Genomic DNA, 12,138 nt, shown 5'->3' on the forward strand with positions numbered 1-12,138 from the left:
CTGGCGGCTTGCGCTCTGTTTCTATGGCCGTCCATACTTCCTCTTGCTGTCGGGTTCAGCTTGCCGGTGATCGTCGCTATAGCCGCGCTGATTGGAACAGGGGCGTGGAGCAGTTATGTCGATCAAGTCTGGACCTGGCCGTCGATCTATGCGGGTAGTTCGCACGTAGCTGATCCACTGAGGAACGGTCTCATCCGGACGCTGAACTGGTCCGGATTTCACGCGGCGCTTCTCGGCGCGTCGGCGTGTGCATTCTGGCGCAACCCGCGCTGGCGTTGGGCAGTCTGGACCGGCCTCGCATTCGTCGGAGCAGCGATGGGCGCGCGCTTCTTCCCCCGCTATTTCTTTCTTCTTCTACCGCCGCTCGTCTTGCTGGCCGCGCAAGGTTTCGCCGGGATGCGAATGCGGTGGCGGCTTGCACTCGCCCTCTTGCTCCTCATCCCGCTAGTCCGCTTTGGCCCGCGCTACATCATCCTCGCGCTCAATCACGACCCGGCATGGCCCGATCTCGCCATGGACCGCGATTCCTTTAACGCAGCGCAGCAAATCCGCGCGATGGCTGGACCGAACGACACGCTATACGTCTGGGGATACCGGCCCGATATCTTCGTCTATACCGGTATGCGCGCGGCGTCGCGCTATCTCGACTCCCAAGCCATGACCGGCGTTCCAGCCGATCGACACCTCACGCAATCTACCCCCGTTCGCGTCGGAACCACGGCGGAAGCGCGCCGCGAACTCGCCGACTCGCAACCGGATTTCATCGCCGACGGCCTCAGTCTCTACAACCCGCAACTCGCCATGCAAAGCTATCCGGAGCTGCGCGAGTGGCTAACCCACTATCAGGAGTTCGCTCGCACGCGGAACACGATTCTCTATCTCCGCGTGGGCCGGCGCGCCAACAGATAGAATCGCTGATGTGAGCACAATCCAATCCGGCGCGGGCAAAAGAATTGTTGTATGCGGAGGCGCCGGATACATCGGCAGCCACACGGTTCTGGAACTATTGAGCCTCGATTACGACGTAGTCGTGGTCGACGATCTGTCTTACGGCTACCGCCATAACGTCGAGCCGGGACGTCTGCGCGAGCTGAACGTGCTCGACACCGACGCCGTCGAGCGCGTGCTGCGCGAGAAACCCACCGAAGCCGTCATCCACTTCGCCGCCTTCATTTCCGTCGGCGAGAGTATGCATAAGCCGGAGATGTATTTCCACAACAACACCTGCGGATCGCTCTCCCTGTTTACCGCGATGATGCGCGCCGGAGTGAAGCGCCTGGTCTTCTCATCGACCGCCGCGGTTTACGGGATGCCGGATAAGGTTCCGATCGTCGAGACGATGCCGTACGCGCCCGTGAACGTGTACGGCGAATCGAAAGTGATGGTCGAGAAGATCCTCGGATGGATGGATTTGATCCACGGACTGCGGAGTGTCTGCCTGCGCTACTTCAACGCTTCGGGCGCGGACCCGGAAGGCCGCCGCGGCGAAGAGCACAAGCCCGAGACGCACCTGATCCCGCTGTTGCTGGAGGCCGTCGAATCGGGAAAGCCGGCGACCATCTTCGGGACCGATTACCCGACGCCGGACGGCACCTGCATTCGCGACTACATCCACGTAACCGATCTTGCGCAGGCGCACATTTTTGCGGTCCAACATCTACTAAGCGGCGGCGCATCGGATAAGTTCAACGCGGGCACCGGCATCGGATTTTCGGTGAAGCAGGTGATCGATTCCGTTGAGCGCGTAACGGGCAAGAAGGTTCCTGTGACTTACGGTCCGCGGCGCGAAGGCGATCCCCCTGAACTGGTGGCGAGTTCCGAGAAGCTTCAGAAAACACTGGGATGGAAGCCGCAGTTTACTAAGTTGGATGACATCGTACGAACCGCTTGGAATTTCGAACAAAAGCGGGAAAAGCAGCTGGAGTAAATCTGTTTTGCCGGGTACCGTCTCTTCTTGGTAGATCCTTTACCTTGTGATACAGTCGATCTGCTACTTTAGCGGCGACTACCCATGAGAACGCACCTTTTTTCGCTGTTCTTCTTCAGTGCATTTCTGCTTGCTCACGCGGATGCGGACTATCACGTTTACGTAGCGGGCACCTATAACGCCTTCCCGCCCTCATCGATCGCGAGCTATAACCCGTCGACCGGCAAATCCGGCCCGCTTTCATTAGTACCCTCCGGCGGTAGCGCCGCGCTCGGTTCACCTGATGGATCGGAGATCTGGATTGCGGGTGGTTCCTACACATCTAGCCCGAGTGGCTTTGTGACCGTCGTTAGTGCGTCCACCCAGAAGATATTGGCGAACCTCCCTCTAGGCAACGTGAATCAATACTGCAATGCAGACTGCCCGGTTGCGGCATTTGATCCGAAATCAAGGTTCTTTTATGTTGTGAGCAACGGCACTCTGTCGAGCTATAGTGTTGCCGCTTTGAAACTCGAAAGCGCGGCGACCCTCTCAGACGTATCGAACACGGTTGGCGCGGTTGTATCTCAAGACGGATCGGAACTGTACCTGACGGATGGCTCGCAGATACAGGTGGTTGACCTCTCCACCAAAGAAATCACGGCAAGCATACCTTTGGCTGCGCGGTCGCTCGCAGCGGCAGGAAGTACTCTACTCGCCGGGGGCGCTAGTGATCTTTATTTCATCGATATGGCAACGAACTCCCAATTCGCAGCCGTGCCAATCGATGCTACGCCGGGGACAATCAGCGTTTCCGCGGATGGAAGCAAGGCCTTGTTGTCCGAGTCGTCGGCGCTCCAAGTGGTCGACGTCCCCGGCCGGTCCGTCACCGCGACAACGACAACGGTGGGGTACGGGATTCTTTCGCCCGACGGAACCCAAGTGACGGCTCTGGGAGTTAGCGTCGGCAGCGCGAAAGATGTGATCGGGAGAACGGAGATCCAGACGCTGGATCCCAGCTCATTCGACGTGATCCAGCAGTCTGGCCAATTCGCCGATGGGTTTGCCTTCTACGCAGGTACGACTCTGTTCGTTTACTATATCGACAACATCGTGTCAATCGTCGATGGGCAAAGCGAGGCTTTAGTGGCAAAGAGACCGGTCGGAAGCGGTGGGGTAAGCCTGCTGCCTGCGCCGTCGGGTAAGTTCGTTTACGCATTTACAGCCGCCGGAGTGAATGAGATCGAAGCAAATGGAAAGGCGGAGCCAGGGTTAGCGCTCTCTGTTAATACGGTTGCGGTCACCCGCGGCGGGATTTACACCCTTTACCAACTCCTGTTTACGGAAATTGACCCGGAGACGGGGCAGATAGGGAAACCCTTGACGCTGCCGAGTGTATCAGATTGCTTTGATAGTGACGGGGGTCCCACAGTCTCGCCGAACCAACAAACGTTGGTTTTTAGAAGAGGATCGCTCTGCAACGGCGACATAGCGAATAGCACAGATGGAGGGGGGATCGGCATTTACTCGACAGCCAACAATGACTTGGTCTCCCAAGTAGCAGTCGCAAATACCAGCGATGGTGTTTTTTCACCGGATAGCAACACAGTGTACGTCCCGAATGGGACGGACGACGGACCGTGCCAGATAAATGTGGTTGATATAGCTTCCGCCACAGTGACCAATGTTTGGACCCTCCCCGGTTCGTGCTCGTTCAACTCCGTCGCGGTCTCTCCGGATGGAACAACGCTTTGGGCGTCGGTAATCGCACAGCCTGTCGATGCGGTTTACAGTATTTTGGAAGTCAATGCCACTACAGGCGAATTGATAAACCAATTCCCACTTACCGCAAGCAGCATGGCGCTCTCGCCCGATGGAACGAATCTCGTGTTCTCCGGCGGTACAAATGGCGACAGCGTGGGCTTTCTGAACATAGCAACCGGCCAAACAACTTACCTTGATCTGGGCTTCGCTGTCGGCCCGTTGATTGTCGTTCCGTAGCGACTCGTCAGCGCGTTTACTTTACCGGAGCGAGCGGATGCTCTTTCATCGAGGAACCAATGGCCTTCCATTATGACCAAACTAAACCTGTGGGCTGCCTGTCGACATAACAACTCCGGTGTCTCAAACAGATAGGGCCTGAGAAAGCGCCGTCGAGACGGCATTCACTAGCGTGCCCGCGCTATCGTCGGAGCCTAACTCCCAGATCATGACGCCCCCCAGCCCGTTGGATACTGCATAGTTCACCTTCGCGGTCAACGATTGCGGATCCTCGTAGCTGATCATGATCCCGGTGTCGGCGTTATAGAGCCAGGGGGCTTGCGCCTCTTTATCCCAACTGCGCGTGTAGGTGCCCAGGTAGTTGTCCTCGATATCCTGGTAGCCGAGACTGCCGGTTGGCGCACTCCCGGCCTTATCCCAGGTGCCAGGCGCGGGGCCCGTGACGGACTGATACAACCCCTTATTCGTCGACGGAACTCCCTGCCAGCCTGTCCCCACAAATCGGAGACCCAGGACGATCTTATCGGCCGGTACGCCACCCGCGAGATAGCTCTTGACCGCCGCATCGACGTTTAGATCTCCCTTCTCAGTGAACAATGGCGCGACGAAATTTGTCTTATGACTGGAAGCGGTGCTGAAGTCATAGGTCTCCAGGTTGATCCAGTCGACCACCGGATAGATCTGCGGTAACTGCAGATTCACGATGTGCTGCTGCCCTGCCGGAGCCGCGATCGTCAAGAGATAATGACAGCCGTCGGCTTCCCCTTGAGCGTCTAACTGACCCCGCAGTTGCTGCAGCAGCGTTGTAAAGTTCGCGCTGTCTTCGGGTCCAGGGAACTCCCAGTCAATATCGATACCGTCGAAGCCGTTTTCTGTCATGAACTGCACGCTGGACTGGACGAATTGCGTGAGAAGTCCATCGTCACTCGCGACGGCTGAGAAATTTGTAGAGTGATTGGCTCCGCCGACCGAAATCAGCACCCGAAGCTGCGCGTAATTCGTCTTCAACGTGGACAGGAGGGGGAAATTGATCCCATCGTCCTTGGCATCCACGGAAACGACGGCGGCGCCCGACTGAGTCACCGTCACGTTCGCGAAGGCGTAAATCACATGGGTCAACAGATCGCCCGGAATGTCTGTAACGAAGTACTGCTTCGCGCCGATGTCTCCAGCTTCGTAGTAGCCAACAAGCCTTTTCGTTGCGTCGTCGCTCATAACTCACTTCTCCATACACGAATCACGACCGGGAACTTACATTCAGAGTCCTTAATTCCACATAGATTGGAATTTCCGTGGAGCGATCGCGTTCGTTTCGGTTGATCTTACTCCACCGGGGTGCGCGCGTCGCAATCAACCCCTCCTGCGCAGCAAAACTTTTTTCGCCAATAGCGATCCCTAATCGAGCACGATGACCAGCTCAGCGGTGATTGTCATTGCTGTAATGCCGAAAGAGATGCCGCCAACTACAAAGACGTGCCGGCGCGTAGCGTGAAAATTGATGAGGGGGAGTCAGTGTTGACGTTGATTGCCGCGCTGCGGGCCTAGCCCCTCTTCCGCCAAACGAGCTTGCGCTTATCGCTTCCGTTCGGATCTCGGAGCGCCATGAATTCCGTGGCCGTCTTGCCATCCGACGACACCGTCAGCCGGATCGTCTCGTCGTCGCTGCCGTCCTTCGATTTCCGTTCCGCAACCAGAGTGTTGCCGTCCCACTTGCTCATCGAGATCATCTGGCCGTCGGAGCCGAGCGGGTGCTCTTTTCCGTCGAGGAACCAATCGCCTTCCACTGTGTCCGGCCCGCCCGCCTGGTCGTAGTAGGAGGTCTGGATCGCGTGCAGGGTGTCGCCATGATGCATGGCTTCAAGAGTCATGCGCGTGGGCCGTTTCATTTTGCCGAGCGAAGAGCGGCTCATGTCAAGCTCCCACCGGCCGGCAAAATCGGGCTTCCCGGAATTTCCCCGGTCACGGCCCGCCGCCCACACGCCGATGCAGACTGCCAGCACCAGCATCGCGAGCATGATCCGGTTACGATTCATACGAATGTCTCCATTTGCACGTCGGGGTCCTAACACGTTGGGGATATATCGAACCTGCCCGAAATTGTGCTGTAAGTAGTTAAGAGAAGATGCACAGAGAGATGGCCGTCGCGCGCTACACTCGGTCTGGGATAAAGGTCACCCCCGAAGGACTACCCGGTTGACGCCCGCGTTTTCTCCACAAATTAGCAGCGCCCCCCGAGCAACCGCGCCCACCGGCGTGCTGGATACCGGCGACCCTGTAAACAAATTCGGCTTTTACGTGATGCAGGTGTATTTATTCCTGCTAATCAGCCGCGCCGCTGAGTTCATCGATCCGAATCAGCACTTTCATCTGGCCATGATTACCGCCTGTCTGGGGTTGGTCTGCACCGCCCTCAACGTGGCGGTGCGTCGCGCCTTTCAGACCAGGATTGGAATCGCTCTGGCGGCGTTCAGCGCCTGGGTGATCTTCGAGCTGCCTTTCAGCTCCTGGCGCGGCGGTAGTTTCCACGCGCTTACGGATTCGTGGCTAAAATCCTATCTCACATATGTAATCCTGGCGGCGTTGATCAGCTCGTTCGGGCAACTGCGGAAGGCGCTCACGTGTGTCGCTCTGGCAACGGGCGTGATCGTGTTCCTTTCCTTTCGAATGGGAATTAATTCAGAGGCCGATAGTCGTCTGTCGTTCAGCGGGGGCACGTTCGCCAATGCGAACGATCTGGCGATGGAGCTCATTCTGGGGCTGCCGTTTATCGTTCAGATTGCCGCCGACAAACGGCGCGCGCGCCTCCTGCGGCTTCTTGCGGGGCTGGTTATTCCAGTGCTGCTGTTCGTGGTTCTTAAGACCGGTTCACGCGCGGGGTTGATTGCGCTACTGGCGATGGGCGTCCTGTTGTTCTTCAGAACCACGGCGAAAAACCGGCTAATCATCGCAGCGGTTGCGGTGGTGATGGCGGCGGTCGGTCCGCTGCTGCTTTCAAGTGATTTGCGCGCCCGCTACTCGACCATTCTGGGCGGCAGCGCGTTGAATGAAAGAACGGTGAATGAACAGGAAGCGAACGTGATCGACAGCGCGGACGAGTCCAAAGAGGGCCGCGTGGAGTTGATCCGGTACGCGTTTCTGCTCACCGCGCACAACCCGATCTTTGGCGTCGGCATGTTTCAGTTCGCTCCCTGCGCCGTCGATTTGGCGGTTAGCGAAGGAAAGGTCATGGGGTGGCATCCGGTACACTCGTTCCTGCTACTGGTGATGGCGGAGACCGGTATTCCCGGCGTCATCCTCTACACGTCGGTGCTGGTTTTTTGCCTTCGAGCGTTACTCCGCATCGGTAAGTTCACGCGCAACCGCAAAGATCTCGGGATCGCCCGCGAGGTTTCGGAAACACTGCTGTATTCGTTTGTCGGATTTGTTACCTGCATGTTGTTCAGCCCGAGCGCCTATACGTTTCAGTTTCCGCTGATGGCTGCGCTGGTCACTGCGCTCGACCTCTTTACTAAAGACCAGATGGCAAGGGAGACACGCGAGGCGAAGCCCGCGCCCTTCATGCCTGCCGCGCGGATCGCCATGCCGTCTATCCGGCGGATCGGCACGCCCATGGCTCCGGGAGTGCGCTGACATGTGCGGTATTGCCGGGTTCGTATCCCGGAAAGCACTTCCTGACTCCGGCCATGACTCGCGTGCCGTGCTGCGCCGCATGGCCGAAGAGATCCGCCATCGCGGTCCCGACGCCGACGGATTCTTTCTCGACCGGTTTTGCGGTTTGGCCCACCGGCGGCTGAGCATTATCGATCCGGCGCTCGGCGCACAGCCGATGTTCAACGAAGACGAGCGGCTCGCCATCGTTTTCAACGGCGAGATTTACAACCACGCCGCTCTGGCCGGTCCTTTGCGGGGACTCGGACACGTCTACCGCACGCATTGCGATACCGAAACCATTCTCCACGCCTACGAAGAGTACGGACCGGCTTCGCTCGAACGCCTCCGCGGGATGTTCGCCTATGCCATCTGGGACCGCGAGAAGAAGGAGCTGTTCTGCGCGCGCGACCGGCTCGGAATCAAGCCGTTCTATTACTACTGCGACGCGGAGAACTTCGTCTTCGGCTCGGAAATCAAGGCGATCCTGGAGCATCCGGCGGTTTCGACGGCTGTCGAAGAGTCGGTGCTGCCGGAGTATCTGGCGTTTGGATACGGAAGCGGTGAAGAGACGCTTTTCCGCGGCATCCGCAAGCTCCTGCCGGGGCATTCGCTGCGACTCTCCGTCGACCATTTTCAGCCCAGGATCGAGCGCTACTGGGAACTGCCCACCCAGCCCGGCACGCGGCAATTATCCGATTCCGAGTGGATTGCGGAAACGCGCGCGCGTCTCGAACAAGCGGTCGAATCGCATCTGATGAGCGACGTGCCGCTGGGTATGTTCCTCTCGGGCGGTCTCGATTCGTCGGCTGTCGCCGCGATTCTCCAGCGCAAGATTTCCGCGCCTGCGAAGACGTTTGCCGTCGGCTACGCGGAACAGCGATACAGCGAACTCCCGTGGGCGCGAACGGTTGCGGACATTATCGGAACCGATCATCACGAAGTAACGGTCGGGCGCGCCGAGTTCTTTGCCGCGCTGCCGCATTTGATCTGGCATGAGGATGAGCCGATCGCGTGGCCCTCCAGCGTGTCGCTCTACTTCGTTTCGTGCCTTGCGGCGGAACACGTCAAGGTGGTTCTTACCGGCGAAGGAAGCGACGAGTGTTTCGCCGGTTACGGGCGCTACGCCTACCAATTGATGAACCGGCGCGCCTGGTCGGCTTACCGCTTGGTTCCGGAAACGCTGCGCCGGATGGTGCGCGGCCGGATCGCGTCGTCGTCCCTGTTATCGGCCGATCTGCGCCGCAAGGTAAACCACACGGTACTGGGGCGGACCGGCGATCTGGAATCGATGTACCTCGCCAACTTCTATGGCGCTTTCTCGCGTGACGAGCAGCAATCGCTGCTGCGCGGCGGAGCGCACGGGGCGTACGACAACTTCCTGCGCTTCTTCCAACAGGCCGACGCGCTCAATCCCCTGGAGCAGATGCTGTTTGCCGACAAGAAAACCTATCTGTTGGAACTGCTGATGAAGCAGGATCAGATGAGTATGGCGGCTTCGATCGAGAGCCGCGTGCCGTTTCTCGATCATGAGTTTGTCGCGTTCACCAGCGGCATGCCGGCGCATCTGAAGCTGCGCGGCCGCACCGCGAAATATGCGCTGAAGGAAGCCGTGAAGGATCTTTTGCCGCCGGAGATTGTCCACCGGGAAAAGATGGGTTTTCCGACACCGCTAAAATCCTGGCTGCACGATCCGGAGTCGGCCGAGCTTTATGAGTTCCTCGAAGAGCGCGATGGCTTCGTTTCGCAATATTTGGATCGCGGGGCGGTAAGCGACCTCATTCGCCGCCATCGCGAAGGCGTGGAAGACGCGACCGATCGCATCTGGAATCTGCTGAACCTGCAGTTTTGGGGCGACGTATTCCTGAACCGAAACCGGGAGCGCTGGATGAGCAGCCGGCTTTCGCAACCGGTCGCATGAAGATTCTTTGGGCCAAGATTGATTTCCTCCATCCAACCAATCGCGGCGGGCAGATCCGGACATTAGAGATGCTGCGGCGAATCCATTCCCGGCATGAGGTGCATTACGTCGCTTACGACGATCCGGCAACACCGGAAGGGCGTACACGGGCCGGTGAGTACGCCTCGCATGTGCATTCCGTGGACCGGCCGGTGCCGGCGCGCGGGTCGCCGCAGTTCTTCGGGCAGCTGGGGAAGAACCTGTTTTCGCCGCTGCCGCTAGCCGTGGGGCGCTACCGTTCCGGTGCGATGCAGGTGAAAATCGCCGGTCTGATGGCGCGCGAGAAATTCGACGCGACGGTCGCGGATTTCCTCTCGATTACCCCGAACTTCGCCGATCTTTCCGAGTGCGTGCTGTTTCAACATAATGTGGAGTCCGATATCTGGCGGCGGCACACCGAGCACGCTTCCGGGCCGCGCAAGATCTACTTCGCTTCGCAGGCGCGGCGCATGGCGGCTTACGAGAAGACCGCGTGCCGCGCCGTGAAACGCGTGATCGCGGTTTCGCCGCAAGATGCCGCTGCGTTCCGGTTGAAATTCGGCGCTGCGGCTGTGGACCACGTTCCTACCGGAGTCGACATCGACTATTTCCGCCGTCCGGCGAGCGCGCCGCCAACCACCGATCTCATCTTCGTGGGGGCGATGGATTGGCTGCCGAACGTCGACGGCGCGCGCTGGTTCATGAGCAAGGTCTTCCCCCGGATTTTGGACGCGCGGCCGGGAACGACGTTAACGTTTGCCGGGCGGAATCCATCGCCCGAGATCCTGGCGTTTGCGTCGAATGGGGCGTCGAACGGGGCGTCGAACGGGGCGTCCAACGGGGCGTCGAACGGCGCCGTGCGGGTGACCGGGACGGTTCCGGATATAAGACCCTATCTGTGGGGCGCGAGCGTGGCGATGGTTCCCTTGCGCATCGGGGGCGGCACGCGACTGAAGATCTACGAGGCGATGGCTGCGGGGGTGCCGGTGGTGGCAACCGCTGTAGGCGCTGAAGGACTGGCGGTTCGCGATGGCGAAAACATCAAGCTGGCCGACACGCCGGATCGGTTCGCTGCAGCGATCGTACAGCTTCTGAACGATCCCGCCGATAGGGAGCGCATGTCCGGGAACGCGCTCGATCTGGTGAGCCGGAATTTCTCCTGGGAGTCTGTCGCCAAGCGGTTTGAGGATATACTCGAAGCCTCGCGGCAACCATAATGGGCGTTGCAACCACACTATTCGTTGCAAGCGCGGCACTGGTGGTCTATCTGGTGGCCGGGTACCCTGTGCTGCTGGCGTTGCTCAGCCGGGCAAACCGCCGCCCGATCCTGAAAGACGATGTGCTGCGGCCCGTTTCTATTGTGATTGCGGTCCGCAACGGCGAAAATTTCATCGCCGATAAGCTGGATTCCATCCTGGCGCTCGACTATCCACGCAAGTTGGTTGAAATCATCGTCATTTCGGACGGCTCATCGGACCGCACGGACGAGATTGCTCGAACCTACTACGAGCGCGGCGTCCAGTTGTGGCGGCTTCCCCGCGGCGGGAAAGCGACCGCGTTGAATTTCGGCATCGCCAAGGCGCGCAACGAGATTCTGGTACTCACCGACGTTCGTCAGAAGCTGGCGCGGGACAGCGTGCGGCAGTTGGTAAAGTGTTTCGGCGATCCCAAGGTGGGCGCGGCGAGCGGGAAACTTCGCATTCTGGATGGCGAAACGGACGGCGAGGGTTCGACGGGGCTGTATTGGAAATATGAGGTGGCGCTGCGCAAGGGTATGAGCGCGATCGGGTCTACGTTCGGCGCCAACGGCCCGTTCTATGCAATGCGGCGGGCGCTTGCGGTCCCGATCCCGGCCGACACGCTCCTCGATGACGTTTATCTGCCGCTGGCTGCGTTCTTTCGTGGCTACCGGCTCATCCTGGAGGAATCGGCGCAAGCCTTCGATTACCCGACCAGTTTGCAGTCTGAATTCCGTCGCAAAGTGAGGACGCAAGCGGGATTATTCCAGATCCTGCGCCTCTATCCGCAGATGCTGCGGCGGCAGAACCCGATGCGTTTCCACTGGGTATCGGCGAAGTTCGGACGGTTGGCATTGCCTTGGCTACTGATTGTGATGCTTGTGGCGAGCCTGGGCTTACCGGCTCCTTTCAACATCTGGTTGTTCCTGGGTCAAGTTGCGTTCTATTCGATCGCCGCGCTCGATTCCGTGCTTCCCGAATGGCTGCCCTTCAAACGCGCAACGAGCCTGGTGCGGACGTTCGTGGTATTGGTGATCTCCTCGTTATTGGCGATGCGGGTTTTCTTCGTCGCGCCACAGAAGCTATGGAAAGAAACGCAGGTTCGCAAGGTCAACGGATAGACCGCGTATCCCCCACCTGCCGACACCATAGAACGTTGCCGGGGGCGGGCGCGTTATTATGTCCCAAGGGCGTGCCGGTTGAGCTCTTGCTGGCTCCTCATTTTTGATCCAACACTTCAAAAATGCAGGGGGTCGGCTCAAGCAACGCCGGTGTGCTAGTTCCAGCCGGATTTATTCCGGCGGGTGACTCCTAAAGGCGTTCGGTTGGCTCCCGCCCTTTACAAAAGGGGTCAAAACCGGGGGTTGGCACGATCCTGGCGGCACGTCCTGTTTTACGTTTGGTCT

The 12,138-nt window shown here is 59.0% G+C and carries 8 protein-coding genes and 1 pseudogene; 7 read left to right on the forward strand and 2 right to left on the reverse strand.

Annotation, left to right across the window (positions count from 1 at the left end):
• From H1Y01_RS07255 to H1Y01_RS07265, 3 genes and pseudogenes are all read left to right on the forward strand, one after another.
• Positions 1–909, forward strand: a pseudogene (locus H1Y01_RS07255) (hypothetical protein); the annotation flags it as partial.
• 10 nt (positions 910–919) lie between these two features.
• Positions 920–1,927 (forward strand): UDP-glucose 4-epimerase GalE, encoded by a 1,008-nt coding sequence (galE, locus tag H1Y01_RS07260; protein ID WP_219341353.1) that lies wholly within the window; start codon positions 920–922, stop codon positions 1,925–1,927.
• 84 nt (positions 1,928–2,011) lie between these two features.
• Positions 2,012–3,907: a YncE family protein gene (locus tag H1Y01_RS07265; protein WP_180539776.1), complete on the forward strand. Its 1,896-nt coding sequence runs from the start codon at positions 2,012–2,014 to the stop codon at positions 3,905–3,907.
• Between the two features lie 123 nt (positions 3,908–4,030).
• Here H1Y01_RS07265 and H1Y01_RS07270 read toward each other — a convergent pair whose 3' ends face one another.
• Positions 4,031–5,122 carry a glycoside hydrolase family 18 protein gene (locus tag H1Y01_RS07270; protein ID WP_180539777.1) on the reverse strand — a complete coding sequence of 364 codons (1,092 nt, stop codon included), beginning with the start codon at positions 5,120–5,122 and terminating at the stop codon, positions 4,031–4,033.
• A 326-nt stretch (positions 5,123–5,448) separates the two neighbouring features.
• Positions 5,449–5,940: a hypothetical protein gene (locus tag H1Y01_RS07275; RefSeq protein WP_180539778.1), complete on the reverse strand. Its 492-nt coding sequence runs from the start codon at positions 5,938–5,940 to the stop codon at positions 5,449–5,451.
• Positions 5,941–6,100: 160 nt separating this feature from the next.
• Here H1Y01_RS07275 and H1Y01_RS07280 point away from each other — a divergent pair, with 160 nt between their 5' ends.
• The 4 genes from H1Y01_RS07280 to H1Y01_RS07295 are packed head-to-tail and all read left to right on the forward strand — an operon-like array spanning position 6,101 to position 11,853.
• Positions 6,101–7,537: an O-antigen ligase family protein gene (locus H1Y01_RS07280; RefSeq protein ID WP_180539779.1), complete on the forward strand. Its 1,437-nt coding sequence runs from the start codon at positions 6,101–6,103 to the stop codon at positions 7,535–7,537.
• Between the two features lies 1 nt (position 7,538).
• On the forward strand, positions 7,539–9,476 hold the full coding sequence (gene asnB / locus H1Y01_RS07285) for an asparagine synthase (glutamine-hydrolyzing) (RefSeq protein WP_180539780.1): 1,938 nt from the start codon (positions 7,539–7,541) through the stop codon (positions 9,474–9,476).
• The gene (locus H1Y01_RS07290; RefSeq protein ID WP_180539781.1) at positions 9,473–10,711 is read left to right on the forward strand and encodes a glycosyltransferase; all 1,239 of its coding nucleotides are present in this window, start codon (positions 9,473–9,475) and stop codon (positions 10,709–10,711) included. Before asnB ends, H1Y01_RS07290 begins: the two co-directional genes overlap by 4 nt.
• The gene (locus tag H1Y01_RS07295; RefSeq protein WP_180539782.1) at positions 10,711–11,853 is read left to right on the forward strand and encodes a glycosyltransferase family 2 protein; all 1,143 of its coding nucleotides are present in this window, start codon (positions 10,711–10,713) and stop codon (positions 11,851–11,853) included. The genes H1Y01_RS07290 and H1Y01_RS07295 overlap by 1 nt, the downstream gene beginning before the upstream one ends.
• The last annotated feature ends 285 nt before the right edge of the window (positions 11,854–12,138 follow it).

Origin of the sequence: Nevskia soli (assembly GCF_903970205.1) — a bacterium.
Taxonomy (GTDB): domain Bacteria; phylum Acidobacteriota; class Terriglobia; order Bryobacterales; family Bryobacteraceae; genus Bog-113.

Bases quoted from the DNA above. Each gene is read 5' to 3' on its own strand.
- H1Y01_RS07275 (WP_180539778.1), bottom strand. From the start codon at position 5,940: ATGAATCGTAACCGGATCATGCTCGCGATGCTGGTGCTGGCAGTCTGC.
- H1Y01_RS07265 (WP_180539776.1), top strand. From the start codon at position 2,012: ATGAGAACGCACCTTTTTTCGCTGTTCTTCTTCAGTGCATTTCTGCTT.
- H1Y01_RS07290 (WP_180539781.1), top strand. From the start codon at position 9,473: ATGAAGATTCTTTGGGCCAAGATTGATTTCCTCCATCCAACCAATCGC.
- H1Y01_RS07295 (WP_180539782.1), top strand. From the start codon at position 10,711: ATGGGCGTTGCAACCACACTATTCGTTGCAAGCGCGGCACTGGTGGTC.
- H1Y01_RS07270 (WP_180539777.1), bottom strand. From the start codon at position 5,122: ATGAGCGACGACGCAACGAAAAGGCTTGTTGGCTACTACGAAGCTGGA.
- asnB (WP_180539780.1), top strand. From the start codon at position 7,539: ATGTGCGGTATTGCCGGGTTCGTATCCCGGAAAGCACTTCCTGACTCC.